Raw genomic sequence first — 23819 nt, 5'->3', positions numbered from 1 at the left:
GCCGAACCCGGGCCGCCTTCGCTCCTCCGCCTTGCCATGCACCACGTTTGACGACGTCCAGGGAGAAAATACGATGCGGATCCTGCTCATCGGTGCCGGCGGTGTCGGCGCTGCCTTCGCCGCTATCGCCGCGCGCCGCGACTTCTTCGAGGCGGTCGTGGTCGCCGACTACGACCTCGCCCGTGCGGAGCGGGCGGCCGGCGCCGACGCGCGGTACGTCGCCGCTCAGGTCGACGCGTCGTCGGCGGACGCGGTCTCGGCGCTGTGCCGCGAGCACGGCATCACGCACGTGATGAACGCGGTCGACCCGGTCTTCAACATGTCGATCTTCAACGGCGCGTTCGCGGCGGGCGCCGACTACCTCGACATGGCGATGTCGCTGTCGCGGCCGCACCCGGAGGCGCCGTACGAGAAGACCGGGGTGAAGCTCGGTGACGAGCAGTTCGAGCTCGCCGGCGACTGGGAGTCGGCCGGCCGCCTGGCGCTCGTCGGCATCGGGGTGGAGCCGGGCCTGTCCGACGTGTTCGCGCGCTACGCCGCGGACCACCTGTTCAGCGAGATCGACGAGCTCGGCACCCGCGACGGTGCCAACCTCGTGGTGACCGACGACGACGGCAACGAGATCTTCGCGCCGTCCTTCTCGATGTGGACCACGATCGAGGAGTGCCTGAACCCGCCCGTGGTGTGGCAGGACGGCGGCTGGCACACCACGCCGCCGTTCTCCGAGCCGGAGGTCTTCGACTTCCCCGAGGGCATCGGTCCCGTGGAGTGCGTCAACGTCGAGCACGAGGAGGTGCTCCTCATGCCGCGCTGGGTGGACTGCAAGCGGGCCACCTTCAAGTACGGCCTCGGCGACGAGTTCATCAACATCCTCAAGGTGCTGCACACGCTCGGCCTGGACAGCACCGAGAAGGTGCGCGTGAAAGGCGTCGAGGTGAGCCCGCGCGACGTCGTCGCGGCCGTGCTGCCGGACCCGGCCACGGTCGGCCCGCGGATGCGGGGCAAGACCTGCGCCGGCCTGTGGGTGACCGGGAAGGGCAAGGACGGCGCCGACCGGTCGACGTACCTCTACCACGTCGTCGACAACGAGTGGACGATGCGGGAGTACGGCCACCAGTGCGTGGTCTGGCAGACCGCGATCAACCCGGTGGTCGCGCTCGAGCTGCTGGCCCGAGGGACCTGGAAGGGTGCCGGCGTCCTGGGTCCCGAGGCCTTCGACGCGGTGCCGTTCCTCGACCTGCTCACCGAGTACGGCAGCCCCTGGGGCCAGAAAGAACTCTGAGCATCGCCGTCAAAAGCATCGTCACGACGGGGTAACAACTGCGAAAACCGTTGTTTTCACGCTGTTTGACGATGGAAGTCGCAAGTTTCGAACGCTACCGTTCAGTCATGTCGACGGCGATCGCCCTCCGTGGGCTCAGCAAGCACTTCGGTGAGGTGCGCGCGGTGGACGACCTGGACCTCGAGATCGCCGACGGCGAGTTCTTCTCGATGCTCGGCCCGTCCGGCTCCGGCAAGACCACCGTGCTGCGGCTGATCGCCGGGTTCGAGCAGCCCACGGGTGGCCGGATCCTGCTCGCGGGCGACGACGTGACCGACCGGCAGCCCTTCGCCCGTGACGTGAACACGGTCTTCCAGGACTACGCGATCTTCCCGCACATGAGCGTGCGCCAGAACATCGAGTACGGCCTGCGCGTGAAGAAGGTGCCGCGCGGCGAACGGCGTACCCGCGCCGAGGAGGCGCTCGCCACCGTCCGGCTCGAGGGGTACGGCGACCGGCGGCCGCACCAGCTCTCGGGCGGCCAGCGGCAGCGGGTCGCGCTGGCCCGCGCGCTGGTCAACCGGCCCAAGGTGCTGCTGCTCGACGAGCCCCTCGGGGCCCTCGACCTCAAGCTGCGCCGCGAGATGCAGATCGAGCTCAAGGCCATCCAGCGCGAGGTCGGCATCACCTTCGTGTTCGTGACCCACGACCAGGAGGAGGCGCTCACGATGAGCGACCGCATCGCGGTCTTCAACGAGGGGCGCATCGAGCAGCTGGCGACGCCCGTCGAGCTCTACGAGCACCCGGCGAGCGCCTTCGTGGCCGGCTTCGTCGGCACCTCCAACCTGCTGACCGGCGACGTGGCGCGGCAGCTGGTCGGCAACGACGGCACGTTCGTGGTGCGTCCCGAGAAGGTCGTGATGGTGGCCCCCGAGGGCGCCCCGAGCGCCGACGCGTCCACCTGCGTGGCGCGCGGCGTGGTCCGCGAGGTCGTCTACCTCGGTGCCAGCACCCACTCCGTGGTCGACCTGGATGCGGGCGTGACGCTGACGGTCTCGCACCAGAACACCGACCGCACCATCGACGCCGCACTGGAGCGGCGTGACCGACCGGTCGTGCTCACCTGGCAGCGCGACAACCTGGTGTCCCTGGGCGGGTCCCGTCCCGACCCGGAGGCGTCCCCTGAGGAGGAGACAGCATGAAGAAGATCAGCTCCAGACGGTTCACGGCGCTGGCGGGCGTCGTCCTGCTGGCCGCGGTCTCGGGATGTGGCACCAGCTCCGACAGCAGCTCGGACTCGAGCAGCGGGGGCGGGTTCACGCCCCCCGACGTCGCCATGAAGGAGTCGCTGGGCGACATGGAGGGCCAGGTCAACATCCTCGCCTGGCCCGGCTACGCCGAGGACGGCAGCAACGACCCCAAGGTGGACTGGGTCTCCCCGTTCGAGAAGGACACCGGGTGCCAGGCCAACGTGAAGTACTTCAACACCTCCGACGAGGCGGTCAAGCTCATGCAGACCGGCCAGTACGACGTGGTCTCGGCCTCGGGCGACGCGTCGCTGCGGCTGATCGCCTCCGGGGATGCCGCGCCGGTCAACACCGACCTGGTGAAGAGCTACGCCGACATCGAGGACTTCCTCAAGGACCGGGACTGGAACTCCGTCGACGGCCAGATGTACGGCATCCCGCACGGCTGGGGTGCCAACCTCCTGGCCTACAACACCGAGGTCGTCAAGCCGGCGCCCACGAGCTGGGGCGCGGTCTTCGACGACGCCTCGAAGTACGCCGGCAAGGTGACGGCGTACAACTCGCCGATCTACATCGCGGACGCGGCGCTCTACCTGATGAAGCACCAGCCGGAGCTGGGGATCGAGAACCCCTACGCGCTCGACCAGGACCAGCTCGCCGCCGCCGTCGACCTCCTCAAGAAGCAGCGGAAGTACGTGTCGGAGTACTGGTCGGACTACCTGACGGAGGTGCAGGGGTTCACGACAGGCGACACGGTGATCGGGACCGCCTGGCAGTACAACGCCCTCACGGCTGAGGCCGAGGGCGCGCCGATCAAGACGGTCTTCCCCGAGGAGACCTCCACCGGGTGGTCGGACACCTGGATGGTCAACCCCGACTCCGACCACTCCAACTGCGCCTACGCCTGGATGGACTACATCACCAGCCCCGGGCCCCAGGCCCAGGTCGCGGAGTACTTCGGCGAGGCCCCTGCCAACACCAAGGCCTGTGACCTGACCGTCGACAAGAAGTTCTGCGACTCCTACCACGCGAAGGACAAGGCCTACTCCGACCAGCTCTGGTACTGGACCACGCCGATCTCCGACTGCCTCGACGGCCGCACGAACGTGAAGTGCACCGACTACGGCGACTGGACGCAGGCCTGGACGGAGATCAAGGGCTAGCAGGTGGTCGACCCGCAGGCGCCCGTGCCGGGGCCGGACGTGTCGAGGTCCGAGCGCGGAACCTCCCTGGTCTCGCGCCTCGGACGCCGACCCGACGTGCGGACCGGGCTGCTGCTCACCCCGCCGCTGCTGTGGCTCGGCGTCGCCTACCTCGGCGCGCTGGCTGCGCTGCTCATCACCTCGCTGTGGACCCAGGACGACTTCACCGGCCAGATCCAGCGCAGCTGGACGCTGGAGAACTTCCACGACCTGTTCACCATCGAGGTCTACCGGACGATCACGGTCCGCACCCTGGCGGTCGCGGCGCTGGTCACCGTGATCGACGCTGTGCTCGCGTTCCCGATCGCGCTGTACATGGCGAAGGTCGCCTCGACGCGGACGCGGCGACTGCTGGTGATCGCGGTGCTGATGCCGTTGTGGGCGTCGTACCTCGTGAAGGCATTCGCCTGGCGAGGGATGCTGTCCGAGGGTGGTCTGCTCGACTGGCTGCTGGGCCCGTTCGGCCTGAGCTCACCCGGCTTCGGGCTCGTCGCGACCACCGTGACCCTGGCGTACCTGTGGCTGCCCTTCATGATCCTGCCGGTCTTCGCAGGCCTGGAACGTCTGCCCGACTCGCTGATGGAGGCGTCCTCCGACCTCGGGGCACGTTCGACGACGACGCTGCGCCGGATCGTGCTGCCGATGGCTTTCCCGGGGCTGGTGGCCGGGTCGATCTTCACGTTCTCGCTGTCGATGGGTGACTTCATCGCGGTGCGGATCGTGGGCGGCACCAGCCAGCTGCTCGGCAACGTGGTCTACGACAACATCGGTGCCGCCAACAACCTGCCGTTCGCTGCCGCGGTGGCCACGGTGCCGATCGTCGTCATCCTGATCTACCTCGCCGCCGTGCGTCGCACCGGCGCCCTGGAGAACCTGTGAGGTGTCCATGAGATCGACAACCGGCTCGGCGACCATGTCCCGGGGCCTGCGGGCCTCCCTGCTCGGATTCACCGTGCTCGTGCTCGTCGTCGTCTACACGCCGTTGGTGCTCGTCGTGGTCAACTCCTTCAACGTCGACCGCACCTTCACCTGGCCGCCGCCGGACCTGACCCTCCACTGGTGGGACGCGGCCGCGCACAGCCAGGGCGCCCGGTCCGCGCTGTGGACCAGTGTCGAGGTGGCGCTCGCTGCAACCGCGGTGTCGCTGGTGCTGGGCACCCTCGCGGGGTTGGCCCTCCGGCGCACGCGGTTCTTCGGGCGCAACGTGGTCTCGCTGGTCATCATCCTGCCCATCGCGCTGCCCGGCATCGTCACGGGCATCGCGCTGAGCAACGCGTTCACGACGATCCTCGGTGTCGAGCTGAGCCTGTTCACGGTCGTCGTCGCGCACGCGACGTTCTGCATCGTGACCGTCTTCAACAACGTCCAGGCTCGGCTCCAGCGGCTCGGGGGCAACCTCGAGCAGGCCTCGATGGACCTGGGGGCGGGGCCGTTCACGACCTTCCGACTGGTCACCTTCCCGATGTTGCGCTCGGCTCTGCTGGCCGGTGCGCTGCTGTCCTTCGGGCTGTCGTTCGACGAGATCGTGGTGACCACCTTCACCATCAGCGCGACCGACCAGACCCTGCCGATCTGGATCTTCCAGAACCTCTTCCGCCCCAGCCAGGGGCCGGTCGTCAACGTGGTCGCGGCGGTGCTGGTGATCCTGTCCGCGATCCCGATCTACCTCGCGCAGCGGCTCTCCGGCAGCCATTCCGAGGGGTTGACGGGCGCTCGCTGAGGTAGCCTCGCCCGGGCGCTGCGGCTGGCTCGGGGCGGCGCGGACCACAGGGGGAAGCATGAGCGTGAGGACCATCCATGTCGCCGGCGTCGTGGCCGTCGCCGCAGTCGGGCTGGTGGGGCCGGCGCCCGTCCGGGCGGCGGACGCGCCGACCTGCATGGGCCGCACCGCCACCATCGTCGGGACGCCGTACGCCGACACGTTGTACGGCACGCCCGGTGATGACGTCGTGTGGCTGGGCGGGACGGCACTCGAGGGCCAGGACCACCGCTACGACATCTTCCACGGGGACGACGGCGCCGACCTGGTCTGCCAGGGCGGGCTCGGCGGAGCCGACGTCGACGCAGGCGACGGGCACGACGAGGTCCACCTCGACGGCTCAGGAGGGACGGGCGTCCTGCAAGTGTCGGGCGGGTCCGGGGACGACCGGCTGGTGGCACCTGCGGGCGAGGGCGCACGCTTGTCCGGAGGGCCCGGCAGCGACGTGCTCGTCGGCGGCGCCGGGCGGGACTTCCTCGGCGGCGGCGAGGGGGACGACGATATCCGGGCCGGTGGCGGGGACGACCGGGTCTCCGAGGGGCCCGGCAGCGATTCCGTGGACGCCGGCGCGGGCGACGACCTGGTGACCTACAACGAGAACTACAACGGCGACGAGACCGGAAGCTTCGAGGACGACCTCGTCCCCGACCCGGTCGTGGTCGACGCAGTCACCGGGACGGTCAGGTCCGGTCCCGACGTCGACTCGGTGACCGGGAACGAGTGCTGGGAAGGGACCAGCAAGGCCGACACCATGACCGGGTCCGCGGGGCCGGACTGCTTCGACGGCGGCGAAGGCACAGGTGCGGACACGATCGACGCGGGCGACGGCGACGACCTCGTGCGGATCTACGCGGGCACGGTGACCGCGGGTGGCGGGTCCGACCTGGTGAGGGCCGACTACCTCCGTAGCGACTACAACGAGCCCCCCGACGCCATCCGGACCTCGATCGCCGTGGACGCCGGGCCGGGCGCCGACCACGTCTACGCCAACGGGTTCCAGATGGCGGCTGATGGTGGTCGTGGTGCGGACCTTCTCGACCTCTCCGAGCTCAACCGGCAGGACGGATCCGCCGTGGGCTGGCTCGTCGACAGTGCCGAGGGGCTGGTCGCAGGTACCCCTCGGGAGTTCCAGACCACCGTGGACTTCTCCTCGTTCGAGGCGGTCATGGGCTCTGACTACAACGACCGGTTCCGCGGCTCCGCGTCCGGCGACAGCTTCTCGGGGGGCTCCGGCGAGGACCGTGCCAAGGGCGGGCCCGGTCGCGACCGCCTCGACGGTGGACGCGACCGCGACGTCCTGGAGGGCGGCCGCGGCGACGACGTGCTTCGCGGTCAGCGCGGGCGCCCCGATCTCGCCGACGGCGGGAACGGGCGGGACCGGTGCTCCGCGGAGCGTCGAGAGGAATGCGAGGCGGGGGCATGAGTGGCGTCAGGTCGACCGTCGTACGAGTGGCGACCGTTGGTGCCCTGGCGCTCGCAGGTCTCGCCCAGGTGGGCGCCGCTCAGGCTGCCGAGGCCACCTGCCAGGGCAGGCCGGCCACGATCGTCGGCACCACGGGTGCCGACCGGCTCTACGGGACCCCCGGACCCGACGTGGTCTGGCTCGGAGGTGCGGACAAGTACTACCGGGACGTGTTCGTCGACGCCGGTGGTGACGACCTGGTCTGCCAGGGTGGCAGGGGCGATGCGGTGATCCAGGCCGGCGCCGGCGACGACGTGATCGTGCTGGACGAGGGCTGGGACTACGGCTACCCGGACCGGCCCGCCGTGGTCGTCTACGGCGACGAGGGCGACGACACGGTCACCGCCGCCGGGGCGGCCGCGCAGGAGCTCGGCGGCCCCGGCAACGACGTGCTCACCGGCAGCGCCACCGGGGGCGACGAGCTGATCGGCGGACCGGGCGACGACCGGTTGACCGGGCTCGGGGGTGCGGACCGGCTGGACGGCGGTGCGGGCAATGACGAGGTCGGCGGTGGGGACGGCGACGACGAGGTGATCGGCACCCCCGGCGCCGACCTGGTCGACGCAGGTCGCGGCGACGACGAGCTCGCCTACACCTACGGGGAGGTCGGCGTGCCTCCGCGCACGCAGATGGACGCCGGGGTGGCGATCGACGTCTCCACCGGCGACGTGGTGAGCAGCGGCGGCACCACGCGGGCGAGCCGAGTCGAGTGCTGGACGGGTACGCCGTACGCCGACACGATCGAGGGGAGCCCGGCCGCGGACTGCCTCGACGGTGGTGACGGCGCCGGCCGGGACTCGGTCCGGGCCGGTGACGGTGCCGACCGGATCACGATCTACTCGGGCCGCGCCGACGCCGGCCGCGGCGCCGACCAGCTCGTCGCCGAGATGCAGCTGCCGTTGGCGAGCGCGGACCCTGCCCCGGACGCCGTGCCGGAGCTGCGTGCCGGGCCCGGCGACGACCACATCAGCCTGGTCAGCCGGACCGCGCACGCGTCCGGCGGGGCCGGTGACGACGTCGTCGACCTCCTCTTCTCCGTCGACGCCACAGCGAGCGGTGGCGCGGGAAGCGACACGCTGCGCCTCAACAGTCGCTACCCGGCAGAGCTGGACGCGCGTGCGGGCACGACCTCGTTCCAGGTGCAGGAGCTCACCCACCGCTTGCGCTTCGACGCGTTCGAGGTCTTCGTCGGCTCCTCGGGCGACGACCGCCTCCGCGGGTCCGCCGGCGACGAGGTGTTCCGGGGCGCGGGCGGCGACGACACGGTCCTGGGCCGGGGCGGCGCCGACACCCTGGAGGGCAGGAAGGGCGACGACGTCCTGCGCGGAGGCGCGGGCAAGGACGTCGCGGACGGCGGCCCCGGGCACGACACGTGCTCGGCAGAGACCGAGACGAGCTGCTGATCCCGCCCACCCCCGGGCGGGATCGCCGGAGCGGGGTCAGGCGGTGGCGGCGAACGCCTCGCTGACCACGTCGAACGCCTCGTGCAGCAGCGCGTCGGAGATCGCCAGGGGCGGCAGGAAGCGGAAGACGTTGCCCCAGGTGCCGCAGGTCAGGGTGACGACGCCCTGGGCGTGGCAGTACGCCGAGACCGCGGCCGTGCGCACCGGGTCGGGCAGCAGGGTGCCGGGCTCGCACAGCTCGATGGCCATCATCGCGCCGCGCCCGCGCAGGTCGCCGATGATCGGGTGGGCCTCCTTCAGCGCGGTCAGCCGCTCGTGCATGATCGCGCCGATCTGCCGGGCCCGACCGGCGAGGTCGTGGCTGCGCATCTCCTCGATCGCCCCGAGCGCGGCCGCGCAGGCGACCGGGTTGCCGCCGTACGTCCCGCCGAGCCCGCCCACGTGCACGGAGTCCATCAGGTCGGCCCGGCCGGTCACCCCGGCCAGCGGCAGACCGCCGGCGATGCCCTTGGCGGTGGTGACCAGGTCGGGGACGACGCCCTCGTCGTCGCAGGCGAACCAGTCGCCGGTGCGGCAGAAGCCGGACTGGATCTCGTCGGCGATGAACACCACGTCGTTGGCGGTGCACCAGGCCGACAGCGCGGGCAGGAAGCCCGGCGCCGGGACCACGAAGCCGCCCTCGCCCTGGATCGGCTCGATCACGATGCAGGCCAGGTTGGTGGCCCCGACCTGCTTCTCGATCACGTCGATGGCGCGGGCGGCGGCCTCCTCGCCGGAGAGCCCGTCGCGGAACGGGTACGACATCGGGGCGCGGTAGACCTCGCCCGCGAACGGCCCGAAGCCGTGCTTGTAGGGCATGTTCTTCGCCGTCATCGCCATCGTGAGGTTGGTCCGACCGTGGTAGGCGTGCTCGAAGACCGCGACGGCGTCGCGCCCGGTGGCCACGCGCGCGATCTTCACGGCGTTCTCGACCGCCTCGGCGCCCGAGTTGAACAGCGCGGACTTCTTGGCGTGGTCGCCCGGGGTGAGCTCGGCCAGCGCCGCGCAGACGTCGACGTAGCCGTCGTACGGCGTGACCATGAAGCAGGTGTGGGTGAACGCCGCCACCTGCTGCTGGACCCGGCTCACGACCTCGGGGGCGGCGTTGCCGACGCTGGTGACCGCGATCCCCGAGCCGAGGTCGATCAGCGAGTTGCCGTCCACGTCGACGAGGACGCCGCCGCCCGCCGCGGTCACGAAGACCGGCAGCGTGGTGCCGACGCCGTCCGCGACGTGCTGCTTCTTGCGGTCCAGCCGCTCCCGCGATGCGGGGCCGGGGATGTCGGTGACGAGGCGACGCTCCTGGGGGAGGGTGGGCCCACCGGTGCTGGTGACGACGGAGGAATCGGTCATGTGCAGAGCCTAGGTGCTGCGGTTCCGGTTGTGCAGGGGCGGGACGGCGACGATTCCCGGCATCGCGGCGCGGCGTCGCGCCCCGGCCGGACGAGGCGGGGGCCCGATGCGGGAGACTGGCCCGCGTGAGCACGCCCCGTGATGTCGTCGTCCTCGGCTCCACCGGCTCGATCGGCACCCAGGCCCTCGACCTGGTCCGCGCCAACCCCGACCGGTTCCGCGTGGTGGCGCTGACCGCCGGAGGCGGCAACCCCGAGCTGTTCGAGCAGCAGGTGGCCGAGTTCTCGCCGGCCTTCCACGGCCTGGGCGAGGACGCGAGCGTCGAGGCGGCCGGGCGTGCCTGCGACGTCGTCCTCAACGGCATCACCGGCGCGGTGGGCCTGCGGCCGACGCTGGCCGCGCTCGACGCCGGCAACACCCTCGCGCTCGCCAACAAGGAGTCGCTCATCATGGGCGGCCCGCTGGTGCTCGACCGGGCGAAGCCCGGCCAGATCGTGCCGGTCGACTCCGAGCACTCGGCGCTCGCGCAGTGCCTGCGCGCCGGCAGCCCCGACGAGGTGCGCCGGCTGGTGCTGACCGCGAGCGGCGGACCGTTCCGCGGCCGCACCCGTGAGGAGCTTGCCGACGTCACACCCGAGCAGGCGATGAACCACCCCACCTGGGACATGGGGCCGGTCATCACCATCAACTCGGCGACCCTGGTCAACAAGGGGCTCGAGGTGATCGAGGCGCACCTGCTCTTCGACCTCCCCTTCGACCGCATCGAGGTCGTGGTGCACCCCACGAGCGTCGTGCACTCCATGGTCGAGTTCGTGGACGGCTCCACGCTGGTGCAGGCCAGCCCGCCGACGATGATGATCCCGATCGCGCTCGGGCTGAGCTGGCCGCACCGGGTGCCGGACGCCGCGCCGCCCGTGGACTGGACCCGGCCGGAGACGTGGGAGTTCTTCCCCCTCGACGACGCGGCGTTCCCGGCCGTCGCCCTGGCCCGGCGGGCGGGGGAGGCCGGCGGCACCGCGCCCGCGGTCTACAACGCGGCCAACGAGGTGTGCGTCGACGCCTTCCGGGCCGGCCGGCTCGCCTTCAACGACATCGTTCCCACAGTGGCAGCGGTCCTGGCCCACCACGACGTACCCTCGAGGCAGCGGCTGACCGTCGACGACGTGCTGGCTGCCGACGGGTGGGCTCGCGCCGAGGCCACCCGGACCATCGACGGCACGGCTTGTGAAGGTGGGGAATGACCGCCCTGTACTACCTGCTCGGCGTGGTGATCTTCGCGGTCGCCATCCTGGCCTCGATCGGCCTGCACGAGCTCGGACACATGATCCCGGCGAAGAAGTTCGGTGGGAAGGTGACGCAGTACTTCATCGGCTTCGGCCCCACGGTGTGGAGCAAGCGGGTCGGCGAGACCGAGTACGGCGTCAAGGCGATCCCGCTCGGCGGCTACGTCAAGATCGTCGGGATGTTGCCGCCGGGGGCCGAGCAGCTGGCCGACGAGGTGACCGAGGACGCCCGGGGCAACCAGGTGGTCCGGGTCCGCAAGTCCAACACCGGCATGTTCACCCAGCTGATCTCCGACGCCCGTGCCGCCGAGTGGGAGACCATCCGGCCCGAGGACTCCGAGCGGCTCTTCTACAAGATGCCGTGGTGGAAGAAGGTCATCGTGATGGCCGGCGGGCCGACGGTGAACATCCTGATCGCCTTCGGCATCTTCCTCGCGGTGTTCTCCACCTACGGCAACCCCGGTGACGTGCGGATCTCCCCGGTGGTTGACCGGGTCGAGGCCTGCGTGGTCCCGGCCTCCGAGGACGGCCGGGTCTGCACCGCCGAGGACCCCGTCAGCCCGGCGGTCAAGGCCGGCCTCAAGGAGGGCGACCGCATCGTCGCCTTCAACGGCACCGAGATCACGGAGTGGACCCAGCTGCAGGCGGCCATCCGCGCCAACGACGACGGCGCCGCGAAGATCACCATCGAGCGCGACGGCCGCACGATGGTGCTGACCACCAACACCATGGTCACGCCGCGCCCCACCTCCGCGACCGACCAGACGCTCAAGCCGGTGGGCTTCCTCGGCTTCGTCCCGCAGTCGTCGTTCGGTTCCGGCGGCGCCGTCTACACCCTCGACCAGATGGGCACCATGACCGTCGACACGGTCAAGGCGCTGGGCACGCTCCCGGTCAAGGTCTGGGGCGTCGCCGAGGCGATCGCGGGCGTGAAGGAGCGGGCGATCGACAGCCCGGTCAGCATCGTCGGCGGCGGCCGGCTGGCGGGGGAGACCGTCTCCGAGCAGGGGTTCCCGCTCGTGGACAAGGCGGTGTTCCTGCTGATGCTCATCGCGGGCTTCAACTTCTTCATCGGCATGTTCAACTTCCTCCCGCTGCTCCCGCTCGACGGTGGCCACATCGCGGGGGCGCTGTGGGAGGCGGCCCGGCGTGCCCTGGCCCGGCTCCGCGGGCGCCCGGACCCCGGGTACGTCGACGTGGCGAAGCTCCTGCCGATCGCGTACGGCGTGGCCGCGTGCCTGCTGGTGATGGGCGTGGTGCTGATCGTCGGTGACCTCGTCGTCCCGCTGCACCTCGACTCCTGACAGGTGCAGGTGGGCCAGTAACCTGACCACATGACCGAGATCAGCCTGGGCATGCCCGCCGCTCCGCCGCCGGTGCTCGCCCCCCGCCGCAAGACCCGCCAGATCAAGGTCGGCAAGGTCGGCGTCGGCAGCGAGTCGCCCATCTCGGTCCAGTCGATGACCACGACGCTGACCGCGGACGTCAACTCCACGCTGCAGCAGATCGCGGAGCTCACCGCGTCGGGCTGCGACATCGTGCGGGTGGCCTGCCCGAGCCAGGACGACGCCGACGCCCTGCCCGAGATCGCGCAGCACTCCCAGATCCCCGTGATCGCCGACATCCACTTCCAGCCGAAGTACGTCTTCGCCGCGATCGACGCCGGCTGCGCGGCGGTCCGGGTGAACCCGGGCAACATCCGCCAGTTCGACGACCAGGTCAAGGAGATCGCCGCGGCCGCGAAGGACCGCGGCACCTCGATCCGGATCGGCGTCAACGCCGGCTCCCTCGACAAGCGCCTGCTGGAGAAGTACGGCAAGGCCACCCCGGAGGCCCTCGTCGAGTCGGCCGTCTGGGAGGCGGGCCTCTTCGAGGAGCACGACTTCCACGACTTCAAGATCTCGGTCAAGCACAACGACCCGGTGGTCATGGTGCGCGCCTACGAGATGCTCGCCGAGCGCGGTGACTGGCCGCTGCACCTCGGTGTCACCGAGGCAGGGCCGGCGTTCCAGGGCACCATCAAGTCCGCGACCGCCTTCGGTGCGCTGCTCAGCAAGGGCATCGGCGACACCATCCGAGTCTCGCTGTCGGCGCCTCCGGTCGAGGAGGTCAAGGTGGGCCTCCAGATCCTGGAGTCGCTCAACCTGCGGCCGCGTCGCCTCGAGATCGTGTCGTGCCCGTCCTGCGGCCGCGCCCAGGTCGACGTCTACAAGCTCGCCGACGAGGTGACCGCCGGCCTCGACGGCCTCGAGGTGCCCCTGCGCGTGGCGGTCATGGGATGCGTCGTCAACGGCCCGGGTGAGGCCCGCGAGGCCGACCTCGGGGTCGCCTCCGGCAACGGCAAGGGCCAGATCTTCGTCAAGGGCGAGGTCATCAAGACCGTGCCGGAGTCCAAGATCGTGGAGACGCTGATCGAGGAGGCCATGCGCATCGCCGAGGGCATGGAGTCGGTCGACGGCGCCGGCGCCCAGGTCACCGTCTCCTAGCACCGACCCCCGCCCGGCAGGGCCATTGGTCCCGGTCGCGAGGTGTCGTACGCCGCTGCCCGCGGCGCACGGCGCCCCCGACGCTGGACCCATGACAGATGAGGTCCCGGCCGGCGCCATCACCGTCGGCATCGACGACTCCGACCCCAGCTTCCACGCCCTGCGCTGGGCGGTCCGGCAGGCCGAGCTCGAGCAGCGTCCGCTGTGCGTGCTCCACTCCTATGACCCACGGCCGGTGGTCTACTCCTCGCTGGGCGCGACGTTCCCCGGCGTGGACCTCACAGACGCCCTCGACAAGGCCGCCGAGGAGGTGCTGCACCGCGCCCGCCAGGAGGCCCGCGAGCAGTCCCCGGACGTGCCGGTCACCCTGGTGTGGAGCACGCTCGACCCTCGCGAGGCGCTCGCGGAGGCCGCGAGGTCGGCCTCGCTCCTCGTCGTCGCCTCGCGCGGCCGCGGGGCGATGAGCCACCTGCTGCTCGGCTCGACCGGCAGCTGGATCTCGCACCACGCCCCCTGCCCGGTGGTGGTGGTCCGCGGCGAGGCCGAGGCCGAGGACCGGCGCTGGATCGTGGTCGGCTCGGACGGCACGTCGGACAGCGACGCGGCGATCGAGTTCGGGTTCAGGCAGGCCGAGCTGCACGGTGCCCGGCTCACGGTGGTGCGCTGCCTGGCGCTGGAGGTGGGCGGGCTGCACCGGCCCCACGAGGGGCCGGTCGAGGAGGACGTGCCCGAGCGTCGGGCGCTCGAGGAGTCCGTGGCCAAGGCGTCCGCGCGTCACCCGGACGTGCGGGTCGAGTGCGAGCTGCGTCGCGGGTCGGCGTCCGGCCACCTCACCAGGGTGTCGGAGGGCGCCAGCATGGTGGTCCTCGGCAGCCACCCGCGCCACGGCGTGGGCGCCTTCGGCCTGGGAGGGATACGCCGCGCCGTCACGGAGCACGCCGCCTGCAGCGTCGCGGTGGTGCCGGGGGAGCCGACCTCAGGAGACTGAGGCCCTCCAGACGATCCGGGTGCCGGGGGCACGGTCCTCGATCGAGAGCGACCCGGACCGTCGCTCGGCCCGACGGCGGAGGTTCGCGAGCCCGCTGCGACGCTCCGTGTTGCTGAGCCCGACACCGTCGTCGGTCACCGTCACGGTCATCTCGTCGGTCGTGCCGGTCACCGACACCTGGGCCCTGCTCGCCCTGGCGTGCCGGGCCACGTTGGTCAACGCCTCCCGGATGACGGCCGAGACGTCACCGGTGAGCTCGGGGTCGCTGAGGATGTCGACCGGCCCGCTGAAGCTCACCTCGGGCGAGAAGCCCAGCGCCGGGGTCACCTCGGTGGCGACGTCCATGACCGCGTTGCGCAGGTGGCCGCCGAAACGGTGCGGCGTCAGCTGGAAGATCGACGACCGGATCTGCCGGATCGCCTCGTCGACGCGGCTCACGACCTCCTCGAGCTGCGCGGCGCGGCGCTCGTCGAGCCCGGCCGCGACCCCCTGGATGCCCATCCCCGCCGCGAAGAGCTGCTGGATGACGTGGTCGTGCAGGTCGCGCGCGATCCGGGCCCGGTCCTCGAGCAGCAGCATCCGCTGCTGGTCCCGGCGCGCCTCGACCAGCTCGAGGGCGATCGAGGCGTGGTTGGCGAACGCCGACGCGAGGTGGACCTCGTCCTCGGTGAAGCGCAGCCCGCCGCGCATCCGGCCGATCACCAGCGCCCCGCGCGTGGAAGTGGCCCCGATCAGGGGCAGGACCATCACCGGGCCGACCGACAGCACCTGGGTGAGGTAGACGCTGCCCGGCATGGGCAGCGTGTCGCGGCTGGCGTCGACGACGACCGCCCGGCCGGTGTCCAGGACATGCTTGCTGAGCGTGTGCTCGATCGGGTAGGTCGAGGCCCTGACCTCGTCGGCGCCCTCCCCGATGGCCACCTCGACGACCAGCCGCTCGCCGTCGGGGCTGGGCTGCACGACGGTGACGATGTCGGCCCCGGCCATCTCCTTGATGCTCTCGCCGATCATCTGGAAGACCTCGTCGGGCGAGCCGGTGAGCATCTGGAAGGTCGTGTCCGTCGATGCCTGCAGCCACGTCTGGCGGCGCTTGAGGATGCCCACGAGCCGGGCGTTCTCGATCGCCGCGCCGGCCATGGCGGCCAGGGAGGTCACGACCTCCTCGTCGGCGGGGCCGAATCCGCCCACCTCGAGCGTGGCGAGGTACAGGTTGCCGAACACCTCGTCACGGACCCGGATCGGGACGCCGAGGAACCCACGCATCGGCGGGTGCCCCTCCGGGAACCCCGCCGAGCGGGGGTCGACGCCGAGGTCCGCGAGCCGGATCGGCCGCGGGTCCTCGATCAGCGCGCCGAGCAGCCCCTTGCCCTGCGGCAGCGAGCCGATGTGCTCGACGGTCGCGGGGTCCATGCCGACGTGGATGAACTGGTCGAGCCCGGAGCCGTCCGGGGAGATGACGCCGATGGCGCCGTACGGCGCGTGCACCAGCTCGCACGCGGCCTCGACGATGCGACGCAGGACGGTCTGCAGGTCGAGCACCCCGATGATGTCGGCCTGGGCGCGCAGCAGCCCGCGCAGTCGTGTGACCGCGTCGTCGTCGCCGTCCCGGGCGTTCTTCACGCGATGAGGGTACCGGGCGGGTGATCGCCGTCACCTGCTCTCGCGGGCCGGACCCGAGGGTGAGGTACGCGTGCGGGGTCCGGGTTCCGCGTAGGCTCACGACGTGCTCACGACCCGACACGGGGTGCGCCCCCTGGGGCCGCCCGACCTCGACGCCTTCCTGGCGCTGGCCGAGCGCGACCCGGTCGTGAACGTGTTCGTCGACTACCGGGCCCGGACCACCACGCTGGAGCCGCGCTGGCTGGGCGGGGAGATGTGGGGCCGCTTCGAGAACGGTGAGCTGGTGTCGGCCTGTCACGTCGGCGCCAATCTGGTGCCGGTGCAGGCCGGTGCCGACGACGCGCGCGCCTTCGCCGAACGTGCCCTCACCCGGGGGCGGACGGTGTCGACGATCGTCGGTCCGCAGGACGCGGTCCGGGTGCTCTGGGACGGCGTGGCCCGCGGCTGGGGCACGCCCCGGGAGATCCGGTGGAACCAGCCGCACCTGCAGATCGCGGAGGCGCCGGCCATCGCCCCCGACCCGTTCGTGCGGCGCACCACCCGCGCGGACATGGACGAGCTCTACCCGGCGTGCGTGGCGATGTACACCGAGGAGGTGGGCATCTCGCCGGAGTACGGCGGGGGAGCCGAGCTCTACCGGGCACGGGTGGCCCAGCTCGTCAACCGGGGCTGGTCCTTCGCCCGCTTCGACGACGACCGGCTGGTGTTCAAGGCGGAGGTCGCCTGCGCGTCGCCGTACGCCGCCCAGGTGCAGGGCGTCTGGGTGCCGCGCGACCGGCGCGGGGAGGGCCTGGCGGCGGCCGGGATGGCCGCCGTCGTCGAGCTGGTGCGCCACGAGATCGCGCCGGTGGTGTCGCTCTACGTCAACGAGTGGAACGCCTCCGCCCGACGCGCCTACGAGAAGGTCGGCTTCCTCGAGACGGCCCGGTTCGCGACCGTCATGTTCTGACCGCCGCGGCGGGCGCCACCGCCGTTCGCTGGCTCAGGCTCGCCCGGGCCACAGCGGCGGCGTGTCGCGCAGCGGAGTCGCCCGCTCGCAGTCGCTGAGCACGCAGCGCACGGTGGCGGCCTTCTTCTTGCCGAAGGTGTCGAGCAGGAGCGCCTTCGCGGACTCCCAGTCCAGTGCACCGAACCACCCGGCCGTCGTGTAGCGGGCCAGCAGCCGCCCGCCGTCGCGACGGACGCGCACCTCGCTCGGGCCCAGGCCGTCGGTGAGGACGGGGACCGTGGCCAGCCGCGTGCCCCGTGGGTTGAACGCCTCGACCCGCTCCCGGCACGACCTCCAGAGCGTCGTCCGCGGCGCGGACAGCGTCGACAGCACGCTGCACCCGTCGAGGTAGGGGTCCTTGGTGAACACCGCCACCCGGTCCGCGCGGATGTCAGCGCGGTAGCCGGCCCGACCGGCGATCCGCCTGGTCGCGTCGGTGCGCGAGTTCCACCAGAAGGTCCGGTCCGGCCCCCAGCTGCCGAGCACCATCCGGCCCTCGTCGAGGTCGAGGATCGACACCGAGCCCGGGAAGCGACGCGAGGCCTCGCGGTGGCCGTCCGTCGTGCTCCAGACCCGGAGCCGGGTGTGGTCGCCGGTCCGGGTCGTGGCCAGGCCGATCTGCGTGCCGTCCCCGGAGAGCTGCATGCCGTAGATCGGGATGTCGCGCAGCAGCGGGGTGCGCTCGCCCCCGGCGGTCACACGGAACACCCGGAAGCGCGCGTCACCGGTCCGGTTGCTGGTGCCCACGACGTACTCGCCCGAGGACTCGGCCCTGCCGAGCAGGACCACGAGACCGGCCTCGATCGGGACCCGGACGTCGCCGTCGACGACGGTCCTGCCCTCGAGGTGGGGGATCTTCATGTCCGGGCCGCGCTCGAGCTGGGCGGGTCGGACCGGGGTCTCGGGGACGGCGGCCACGGCCGGGGCGGTGGCGCCGAGCAGCAGCGCGGTGGCGGAGGCCGCGACGGCGGCGAGCGAGGTCTTCATGCACGGAGGACGCGCTCCGGCGCCGTCAGGTTGCAGTGGGTGGTAACTGGTTCGCAGGCCGCCTGCGCCCACAAGTAGCCTTCCACCCATGATCTCCCGGATGTCGAACCTGTTCGTGCGGACCCTGCGAGAGGACCCCGCGGACGCGGAGGTCCCGAGCCACCGGCTGCTCGTCCGTGCGGGCTACATCCGCCGGGCCGCCCCCGGCATCTACACCTGGCTGCCGCTCGGCCTGCGGGTGCTGCGCCGGATCGAGGACATCATCCGCGAGGAGATGAACGCGATCGGCGCCCAGGAGCTCTCCTTCCCGGCGCTGCTGCCGCGCGAGCCCTACGAGGCCACGGGTCGCTGGACGGAGTACGGCGACGGCATCTTCCGGCTCAAGGACCGCAAGGGCAACGACTACCTGCTCGGGCCCACCCACGAGGAGATGTTCACCCTGGTGGTGAAGGACCTGTACTCGTCGTACAAGGACCTGCCGCTGTCGATCTACCAGATCCAGACCAAGTACCGCGACGAGGCGCGGCCGCGCGCCGGGCTGCTGCGCGGCCGCGAGTTCGTGATGAAGGACTCCTACTCCTTCGACGTGGACGACGAGGGGCTGGAGCGCAGCTACCAGACCCACCGGGACGCCTACATCCGGATCTTCGACCGGCTCGGCTTCGAGTACGTCATCGTCAAGGCGATGAGCGGCGCCATGGGCGGGTCCCGGTCGGAGGAGTTCCTGGCCAAGGCGGCCGTCGGCGAGGACACCTACGTCCGGTGCACCGTCTGCGACTACGCCGCCAACGTCGAGGCCGTCGAGGCGGTCCCGCCTGCTGCCGTCGCGTACGACGACGCCCCGGCGGCGCACGCCGAGACCACCCCGGACACCCCCACGATCGACACGCTGGTCGACCACCTCAACGAGAGGTTCCCCCGCGAGGACCGGCCCTGGTCGGCGGCGGACACCCTCAAGAACGTCGTGTTCTCGGTGCGGCACCCCGACGGGACCACCGAGGCGCTGGCGGTCGGCCTGCCCGGTGACCGGGAGGTCGACGCCAAGCGGCTCGAGGCACAGCTCGGTGAGGGCGTGGTGTTCGAGCCCTTCGGCGAGGACGACTTCGCGGCCCGGCCGACGCTGGCCAAGGGCTACATCGGCCCGGGGGCGCTGGGCGAGAAGAAGCCCGCCGGCGTCCGCTACCTGCTCGACCCCCGCATCGTCGAGGGCACCCGCTGGGTCACCGGCGCCGACGTCACCGGCAGCCACGTGCTCGACCTCGTGGCCGGCCGCGACTTCTCCGCCGACGGCGTCATCGAGGTCGCCGAGGTCCGCGACGGCGACGCCTGCCCGGCGTGCACGGTCGAGGGCCGCGACGGGACGCTCGAGTCCGCCCGTGGCATCGAGATGGGCCACATCTTCCAGCTCGGCCGCAAGTACGCCGACGCGCTCGACCTGAAGGTGCTCGACGAGAACGGCAAGCTGGTCACGGTCACCATGGGCTCCTACGGCATCGGTCCCTCGCGGGCCGTCGCCGCCATCGCCGAGGGCACCCACGACGAGCTCGGCCTGTCCTGGCCGCGCGAGGTCGCCCCGGCCGACGTGCACCTCGTGGCCACCGGCAAGGACGAGCACGTCTTCACCGCCGCGGAGCGGATCGCCCACGAGCTGTCCGCGCAGGGCATCGAGGTGCTCTACGACGACCGACCCAAGGTCAGCCCCGGCGTGAAGTTCAAGGACGCCGAGCTGATCGGCGTGCCGACGATCGTGGTGGTCGGCAAGGGTCTGGCCGACGGCACCATCGAGGTCAAGGACCGGGCGACCGGCGCACGCACCGACGTGCCGGCCGACCACGTGGTCGACCACGTCGTGCGCCTGGTCCGTGCCTGAGTCGCGCGACGGCGGCGTCGAGGCCGTCATCTTCGACTGGGGCGGCACGCTCACCCGCTGGCACGACGTCGACTTCCACGCCGAGTCGCTGGCGCTCGCGCAGGCGGTGGTGAACTCGCACCACGACCCGCACGTGCACGCCCAGCGGCTGCACGCGGCCGGTGACACCATCTGGGGTCGCAGCCGCGACCACCAGCAGAGCTCGACCATTGCGGACCTGTTCGCGGAGGCAGGCCTCGACCACGACCCCGAGCTGCTGCACGCCTACTACGAGTTCTGGGAGCCGCACACCCCGACCGACCCCGAGGTGGGGCCGCTGCTCGAGGCGCTCCGCGCGGACGGGATCAAGGTCGGCGTGCTGTCCAACACGATCTGGCCGCGGGCGTGGCACCGCGGCTTCTTCGAGCGCGACGGGGTGCTGCACCTGATCGACGGAGACGTCTACACCAGTGAGATCCCGTGGACGAAGCCGTCGCCGAAGGCGTTCGGCGCCGCGATGGCGGCCGTGGGCGCGGTCGACCCGGCCCGGTGCGTGTACGTCGGGGACCGGCTCTTCGACGACGTGTGGGGCGCCCACAACGCCGGGATGCGGGCGATCCACGTCCCGCACAGCACGATCCCGGTCAGCCAGGTCGGCCACACCGAGGGGGAGCCGGACGCCGTCGCGCACCGGCTCTCCGACATCCACGGGATCGTGTCCGGCTGGGCCTGACCGTCGCCTCCGGATGCAGGTTCGTGCATTGCAGAATTGTGAGGATCGATCCCCATCGCATCGTGCTCGGCGGTGTTGCATGATTTTGCACAGCAGAGGAGCCCGTCGGTCCCCCCCACATCGGGCGGGCTCCTCCAACGGCCTTGATGTCCGGGCCCTCAGCGGTCCGTGTACTCGTCAGCTCCGGGGAGCATCTCGGGAGTTCCCCGGAAGGCGAGCACACGGACCGCTGCGTCGTTCAGGGCCCCGATCGCCCAGCGTCGACGGTAGCCCTCGGTGCTCGCCACCAGGGCGGCGTACGTCGCGGCGCACCGGTCCTCGATGTCGCGCGCGGTCCGGGTGACCACGGTCGACCGGTCCAGACCGGCGGGCAGGTCGTACGCCGGCGCCGCCGCCACCGGCTCCTCGCCGGCATCGGTGACCGCGCGGGTCAGCACGTCTCGTCGGGCCCGGTGCTCGGCGTACGCCCCGGAGAGGGCGGCGTAGAGCTCCGGGCTGCTCGACCGGGAGGTCTGGGCGCCCAGCACGCCGTAGACGTAGACCGCCGCGTGCTCGGCCGCGAGCGTGGTCTGCAGTGCGTCCGCCGTGGTCATCCGGAGACCTCTCCGCCCGTGGTGGTCGAGGCGCCGGGCAGCTGTGCGAGGTGCTGGGCGGCGCCGGCGGACATGCACGCCACCAGCCTGGCCAGCGTGCCGCTGCGGGCGGCCGCCGCGGCGTCGACGAGCCGGCGCTGGGCGCGCTCCTCGCGTACCCGCACCTCGCGCAGTGCGGCCTCGGGGCCGGCGAACCGGCCGCCGTGCGCGAACGAGTCCGGCGGCTCCTCGCCCAGGGCCCGCAGGTGGGCGGCGTGCAGCTCACGGAACGGCCGGACGGTCGGCGCCAGCCGGGGATAGGTCGTCTCGACGTGTCCGGTGAGCACGCTCAGCGAGCCGAGCAGCTCGACGAGGTCGGCGACCAGGGCTGCGTCCGGGCCCTCGGTCGCGGCGGCTCCCGTCGACACGCCCGGACGGGGGCCGGCCGGGTCGCGATCCGCGTCACACCCGGTGAGCGCGCCCAGGCCCACGAGGGCACCCCCGACGGTCGCGCCCAGGGCCGCGCGCCGGGTCGCCACGGGGTGCGGGGACGGGAGGGGAGGGGCGGGCACGGCGACGACCCTATCGCCGGGAGCCGGGGGTGCCTCGCGGCCGGGTGAAGTGTGCGGGCTGCAGCCGCTATCGTGGATGTTCGACAACAGCACAAGGAGGTCGCCCACCCGTGAGCAGTGCCAGGCAGGACGCCACCCGGGACCGGATCGAGACAGAGCTCGTCGACCCCTTGAGTGCCCTGGGCCTCGATGTCGAGGCCGTCGAGATCTCGCCCGCCGGCAAGCGACGGATCCTCCGGGTCGCCGTCGACAAGGACGGCGGAGTGACGCTGGACGACGTCGCCGACGCGACGCGCGAGGTCTCCCGGGTGCTCGACGAGTCCGACGTGATGGGGGAGCAGCCCTACACCCTCGAGGTGACCTCGCGGGGCGTGGACCGCCCGCTCACGCTGCCCCGGCACTGGCGACGCAACGCCGACCGGCTGGTGAAGGTGACCCTGGTCGACGGCTCCGCGGTGACGGGGCGGATCACGAGCAGCGACGACGAGGCGGCCACGCTCGACGTGGCGGGCACGCCGCGCGACGTGGCCTACGCCGAGGTCGCCAAGGCGCTCGTGCAGGTCGAGTTCAACCGCAAGCCGGGCGCCGGCGACGACGACGAAGAAGAGGACGCCTGATGGACATCGACCTGAGCATCCTGAGGATGCTGGAGCGGGAGAAGGAGATCTCCTTCGACGTCCTCGTGGAGGCCATCGAGCAGGCCCTGCTCACGGCGTACCACAAGACGCCGGGCGCGCAGGAGCAGGCGCGTGTCGAGCTGGACCGCAAGACCGGCCACGTGAGCGTCCTGGCCTCGGAGGTCGACGACGAGGGCAACGTCGTCGGGGAGTACGACGACACCCCGGCCGGCTTCGGCCGGATCGCCGCGACGACCGCGAAGCAGATCATGCTGCAGCGCCTGCGCGACGCCGAGGACGACATCAAGTTCGGTGAGTTCTCCGGCAAGGAGGGCGACATCATCTCGGGTGTCATCCAGCAGGGGCGCAACCCCGACGACGTGATGGTCGACCTGGGCAAGATCGAGGGTCTGCTGCCGGTCGGCGAGCGGGTCCCCGGCGAGAACTACGCCCATGGCACGCGCATCAAGTGCCTGGTCGTCTCGGTGCGCAAGGGCATGCGTGGTCCCCAGATCACCCTGTCGCGGACCCACCCGAACCTGGTCAAGAAGCTCTTCGCGCTGGAGGTCCCCGAGATCGCCGACGGCACCGTCGAGATCGCGGCGATCGCCCGCGAGGCCGGCCACCGCACCAAGATCGCGGTCATCTCGCGCACGCCCGGCGTCAACGCCAAGGGTGCGTGCATCGGCCCGATGGGCCAGCGGGTGCGCAACGTGATGTCGGAGCTGCACGGCGAGAAGATCGACATCGTCGACTGGTCCGACGACCCGGCCGAGCTGGTGGCGCACGCGCTGTCGCCGGCCCGGGTCACCTCGGTCGAGATCATCGACGCGGCCGCGAAGTCGGCCCGGGTCGTGGTGCCGGACTTCCAGCTGTCCCTGGCGATCGGCAAGGAGGGGCAGAACGCCCGCCTGGCCGCCCGCCTGACCGGGTGGCGCATCGACATCAGGAGCGACGAGGCAGCCGAGGGCTGACGAGGCGCCGGGGCGGTCCGGTGGGAGCCCGTGACGGGTGAGCCGAACCACCTCGGTTCGATAACCAGTGGCCGCGCACGGTAGAGTTGTCCCCAGTGGTCCGCCAACACGTCTCTGCTCCCTGCCCGGATCCTGACATCTCGTCGGGGCCGGTCAGGACCTGCATCGGTTGTCGACAGCGGGCCACGAAACGCGAGTTGTTGCGGGTGACCGCCGGCTCGGACGCGAGCGGCCACCCGGCCGTCGTGCCCGATCCTGACGGCACCGCACCGGGACGGGGAGCGCACCTGCACCCCACCACCGGTTGCTACGACCTCGCGGTGCGGCGGAAAGCCTTCACCCGTGCCCTCCGGGCCGGGACCGGGCTGTCCAGCGCACCGGTGGGTGACTACCTCGGCTCGCGCGCAGTCCAACCGTGATCGAC

22 protein-coding genes are annotated in these 23819 nt (G+C 71.6%); 17 read left to right on the top strand and 5 right to left on the bottom strand.

Going from position 1 to position 23819, the window contains the following annotated elements; all coding sequences use genetic code 11:
- The first annotated feature begins 73 nt into the window (after positions 1 to 73).
- The 7 genes from ACFO9I_RS19610 (at position 74) to ACFO9I_RS19580 (ending at position 8334) form a co-directional block, all read left to right on the top strand.
- Positions 74 to 1282, top strand: coding sequence for a saccharopine dehydrogenase family protein (locus tag ACFO9I_RS19610; protein WP_379183967.1), 1209 nt, complete (start codon positions 74 to 76; stop codon positions 1280 to 1282).
- Positions 1283 to 1389: 107 nt separating this feature from the next.
- Complete coding sequence (locus tag ACFO9I_RS19605; RefSeq protein WP_379183965.1) at positions 1390 to 2463, top strand: ABC transporter ATP-binding protein; 1074 nt, start codon at positions 1390 to 1392, stop codon at positions 2461 to 2463.
- A complete protein-coding gene (locus ACFO9I_RS19600; protein ID WP_379183964.1) occupies positions 2460 to 3671 on the top strand; it encodes an ABC transporter substrate-binding protein in 1212 nt (403 codons plus the stop codon). Before ACFO9I_RS19605 ends, ACFO9I_RS19600 begins: the two co-directional genes overlap by 4 nt.
- Before the next feature lie 3 nt (positions 3672 to 3674).
- Positions 3675 to 4589, top strand: coding sequence for an ABC transporter permease (locus tag ACFO9I_RS19595; protein WP_379183962.1), 915 nt, complete (start codon positions 3675 to 3677; stop codon positions 4587 to 4589).
- Positions 4590 to 4596: 7 nt separating this feature from the next.
- Positions 4597 to 5430 carry an ABC transporter permease gene (locus ACFO9I_RS19590; protein WP_379183960.1) on the top strand — a complete coding sequence of 278 codons (834 nt, stop codon included), beginning with the start codon at positions 4597 to 4599 and terminating at the stop codon, positions 5428 to 5430.
- 58 nt (positions 5431 to 5488) lie between these two features.
- Positions 5489 to 6892: a calcium-binding protein gene (locus tag ACFO9I_RS19585; protein ID WP_379183958.1), complete on the top strand. Its 1404-nt coding sequence runs from the start codon at positions 5489 to 5491 to the stop codon at positions 6890 to 6892.
- On the top strand, positions 6889 to 8334 hold the full coding sequence (locus ACFO9I_RS19580; RefSeq protein ID WP_379183956.1) for a calcium-binding protein: 1446 nt from the start codon (positions 6889 to 6891) through the stop codon (positions 8332 to 8334). The genes ACFO9I_RS19585 and ACFO9I_RS19580 overlap by 4 nt, the downstream gene beginning before the upstream one ends.
- Before the next feature lie 36 nt (positions 8335 to 8370).
- Here ACFO9I_RS19580 and gabT read toward each other — a convergent pair whose 3' ends face one another.
- Positions 8371 to 9726 carry a 4-aminobutyrate--2-oxoglutarate transaminase gene (gene gabT, locus ACFO9I_RS19575; protein ID WP_379183954.1) on the bottom strand — a complete coding sequence of 452 codons (1356 nt, stop codon included), beginning with the start codon at positions 9724 to 9726 and terminating at the stop codon, positions 8371 to 8373.
- Between the two features lie 125 nt (positions 9727 to 9851).
- Here gabT and ACFO9I_RS19570 point away from each other — a divergent pair, with 125 nt between their 5' ends.
- The 4 genes from ACFO9I_RS19570 to ACFO9I_RS19555 all read left to right on the top strand — a co-directional run bounded on the left by ACFO9I_RS19570 (position 9852) and on the right by ACFO9I_RS19555 (position 14483).
- A complete protein-coding gene (locus tag ACFO9I_RS19570) occupies positions 9852 to 10967 on the top strand; it encodes a 1-deoxy-D-xylulose-5-phosphate reductoisomerase (RefSeq protein ID WP_379183952.1) in 1116 nt (371 codons plus the stop codon).
- Positions 10964 to 12313 carry a M50 family metallopeptidase gene (locus tag ACFO9I_RS19565; protein WP_379183950.1) on the top strand — a complete coding sequence of 450 codons (1350 nt, stop codon included), beginning with the start codon at positions 10964 to 10966 and terminating at the stop codon, positions 12311 to 12313. Before ACFO9I_RS19570 ends, ACFO9I_RS19565 begins: the two co-directional genes overlap by 4 nt.
- A 30-nt stretch (positions 12314 to 12343) precedes the next feature.
- Positions 12344 to 13495, top strand: a complete 1152-nt coding sequence (ispG, locus tag ACFO9I_RS19560; RefSeq protein WP_379183948.1) for a flavodoxin-dependent (E)-4-hydroxy-3-methylbut-2-enyl-diphosphate synthase — start codon at positions 12344 to 12346, stop codon at positions 13493 to 13495.
- A 91-nt stretch (positions 13496 to 13586) separates the two neighbouring features.
- Positions 13587 to 14483, top strand: a complete 897-nt coding sequence (locus ACFO9I_RS19555) for a universal stress protein (RefSeq protein ID WP_379183946.1) — start codon at positions 13587 to 13589, stop codon at positions 14481 to 14483.
- Here ACFO9I_RS19555 and ACFO9I_RS19550 read toward each other — a convergent pair.
- Entirely contained in the window at positions 14472 to 16103 is a 1632-nt protein-coding gene (locus tag ACFO9I_RS19550) for a GAF domain-containing protein (RefSeq protein WP_379183944.1), read from the bottom strand. The genes ACFO9I_RS19555 and ACFO9I_RS19550 overlap by 12 nt on opposite strands.
- A gap of 103 nt (positions 16104 to 16206) precedes the next feature.
- Here ACFO9I_RS19550 and ACFO9I_RS19545 point away from each other — a divergent pair, with 103 nt between their 5' ends.
- Positions 16207 to 17052 carry a GNAT family N-acetyltransferase gene (locus ACFO9I_RS19545; protein WP_379183942.1) on the top strand — a complete coding sequence of 282 codons (846 nt, stop codon included), beginning with the start codon at positions 16207 to 16209 and terminating at the stop codon, positions 17050 to 17052.
- 33 nt (positions 17053 to 17085) lie between these two features.
- Here ACFO9I_RS19545 and ACFO9I_RS19540 read toward each other — a convergent pair whose 3' ends face one another.
- The gene (locus tag ACFO9I_RS19540) at positions 17086 to 18078 is read right to left on the bottom strand and encodes a hypothetical protein (protein ID WP_379183940.1); all 993 of its coding nucleotides are present in this window, start codon (positions 18076 to 18078) and stop codon (positions 17086 to 17088) included.
- An 88-nt stretch (positions 18079 to 18166) separates the two neighbouring features.
- Here ACFO9I_RS19540 and ACFO9I_RS19535 point away from each other — a divergent pair, with 88 nt between their 5' ends.
- A complete protein-coding gene (locus tag ACFO9I_RS19535; protein WP_379183939.1) occupies positions 18167 to 19948 on the top strand; it encodes a proline--tRNA ligase in 1782 nt (593 codons plus the stop codon).
- The gene (locus ACFO9I_RS19530) at positions 19941 to 20660 is read left to right on the top strand and encodes an HAD family hydrolase (RefSeq protein ID WP_379183938.1); all 720 of its coding nucleotides are present in this window, start codon (positions 19941 to 19943) and stop codon (positions 20658 to 20660) included. The genes ACFO9I_RS19535 and ACFO9I_RS19530 overlap by 8 nt, the downstream gene beginning before the upstream one ends.
- 158 nt (positions 20661 to 20818) lie before the next feature.
- On the opposite strand, the gene ACFO9I_RS19525 is transcribed toward ACFO9I_RS19530, so the two are convergent.
- Both ACFO9I_RS19525 and ACFO9I_RS19520 read right to left on the bottom strand, forming a co-directional pair.
- Positions 20819 to 21253 (bottom strand): ferritin-like domain-containing protein, encoded by a 435-nt coding sequence (locus ACFO9I_RS19525; protein WP_379183936.1) that lies wholly within the window; start codon positions 21251 to 21253, stop codon positions 20819 to 20821.
- Entirely contained in the window at positions 21250 to 21804 is a 555-nt protein-coding gene (locus ACFO9I_RS19520) for a hypothetical protein (RefSeq protein ID WP_379183934.1), read from the bottom strand. Before ACFO9I_RS19520 ends, ACFO9I_RS19525 begins: the two co-directional genes overlap by 4 nt.
- A 110-nt stretch (positions 21805 to 21914) precedes the next feature.
- On the opposite strand from ACFO9I_RS19520, the gene rimP reads away from it, so the two are divergent.
- The 3 genes from rimP to ACFO9I_RS19505 all read left to right on the top strand — a co-directional run bounded on the left by rimP (position 21915) and on the right by ACFO9I_RS19505 (position 23814).
- A complete protein-coding gene (gene rimP, locus ACFO9I_RS19515; protein ID WP_379183932.1) occupies positions 21915 to 22421 on the top strand; it encodes a ribosome maturation factor RimP in 507 nt (168 codons plus the stop codon).
- A complete protein-coding gene (gene nusA, locus ACFO9I_RS19510; RefSeq protein ID WP_379183930.1) occupies positions 22421 to 23395 on the top strand; it encodes a transcription termination factor NusA in 975 nt (324 codons plus the stop codon). The genes rimP and nusA overlap by 1 nt, the downstream gene beginning before the upstream one ends.
- Positions 23396 to 23490: 95 nt before the next feature.
- Positions 23491 to 23814, top strand: coding sequence for a YlxR family protein (locus ACFO9I_RS19505; RefSeq protein WP_379183928.1), 324 nt, complete (start codon positions 23491 to 23493; stop codon positions 23812 to 23814).
- Positions 23815 to 23819: the final 5 nt, after the last annotated feature.

This window comes from Nocardioides sp. GCM10023255, from assembly GCF_042653125.1.
In the GTDB taxonomy this organism is placed as follows: domain Bacteria; phylum Actinomycetota; class Actinomycetes; order Propionibacteriales; family Nocardioidaceae; genus Nocardioides.
Note: the sequence above shows the minus strand (reverse complement) of the source record. Positions and strands in the feature narration are given on the sequence as shown.

What these genes read in the sequence shown, in the direction of transcription:
- ACFO9I_RS19540 (WP_379183940.1), bottom strand. Translation starts at nt 18,078, where the DNA reads ATGAAGACCTCGCTCGCCGCCGTCGCGGCCTCCGCCACCGCGCTGCTG.
- ACFO9I_RS19590 (WP_379183960.1), top strand. Translation starts at nt 4,597, where the DNA reads ATGAGATCGACAACCGGCTCGGCGACCATGTCCCGGGGCCTGCGGGCC.
- nusA (WP_379183930.1), top strand. Translation starts at nt 22,421, where the DNA reads ATGGACATCGACCTGAGCATCCTGAGGATGCTGGAGCGGGAGAAGGAG.
- ispG (WP_379183948.1), top strand. Translation starts at nt 12,344, where the DNA reads ATGACCGAGATCAGCCTGGGCATGCCCGCCGCTCCGCCGCCGGTGCTC.
- ACFO9I_RS19580 (WP_379183956.1), top strand. Translation starts at nt 6,889, where the DNA reads ATGAGTGGCGTCAGGTCGACCGTCGTACGAGTGGCGACCGTTGGTGCC.
- ACFO9I_RS19610 (WP_379183967.1), top strand. Translation starts at nt 74, where the DNA reads ATGCGGATCCTGCTCATCGGTGCCGGCGGTGTCGGCGCTGCCTTCGCC.
- ACFO9I_RS19600 (WP_379183964.1), top strand. Translation starts at nt 2,460, where the DNA reads ATGAAGAAGATCAGCTCCAGACGGTTCACGGCGCTGGCGGGCGTCGTC.
- ACFO9I_RS19535 (WP_379183939.1), top strand. Translation starts at nt 18,167, where the DNA reads ATGATCTCCCGGATGTCGAACCTGTTCGTGCGGACCCTGCGAGAGGAC.
- gabT (WP_379183954.1), bottom strand. Translation starts at nt 9,726, where the DNA reads ATGACCGATTCCTCCGTCGTCACCAGCACCGGTGGGCCCACCCTCCCC.
- ACFO9I_RS19565 (WP_379183950.1), top strand. Translation starts at nt 10,964, where the DNA reads ATGACCGCCCTGTACTACCTGCTCGGCGTGGTGATCTTCGCGGTCGCC.
- ACFO9I_RS19525 (WP_379183936.1), bottom strand. Translation starts at nt 21,253, where the DNA reads ATGACCACGGCGGACGCACTGCAGACCACGCTCGCGGCCGAGCACGCG.
- ACFO9I_RS19605 (WP_379183965.1), top strand. Translation starts at nt 1,390, where the DNA reads ATGTCGACGGCGATCGCCCTCCGTGGGCTCAGCAAGCACTTCGGTGAG.
- ACFO9I_RS19585 (WP_379183958.1), top strand. Translation starts at nt 5,489, where the DNA reads ATGAGCGTGAGGACCATCCATGTCGCCGGCGTCGTGGCCGTCGCCGCA.
- ACFO9I_RS19555 (WP_379183946.1), top strand. Translation starts at nt 13,587, where the DNA reads ATGACAGATGAGGTCCCGGCCGGCGCCATCACCGTCGGCATCGACGAC.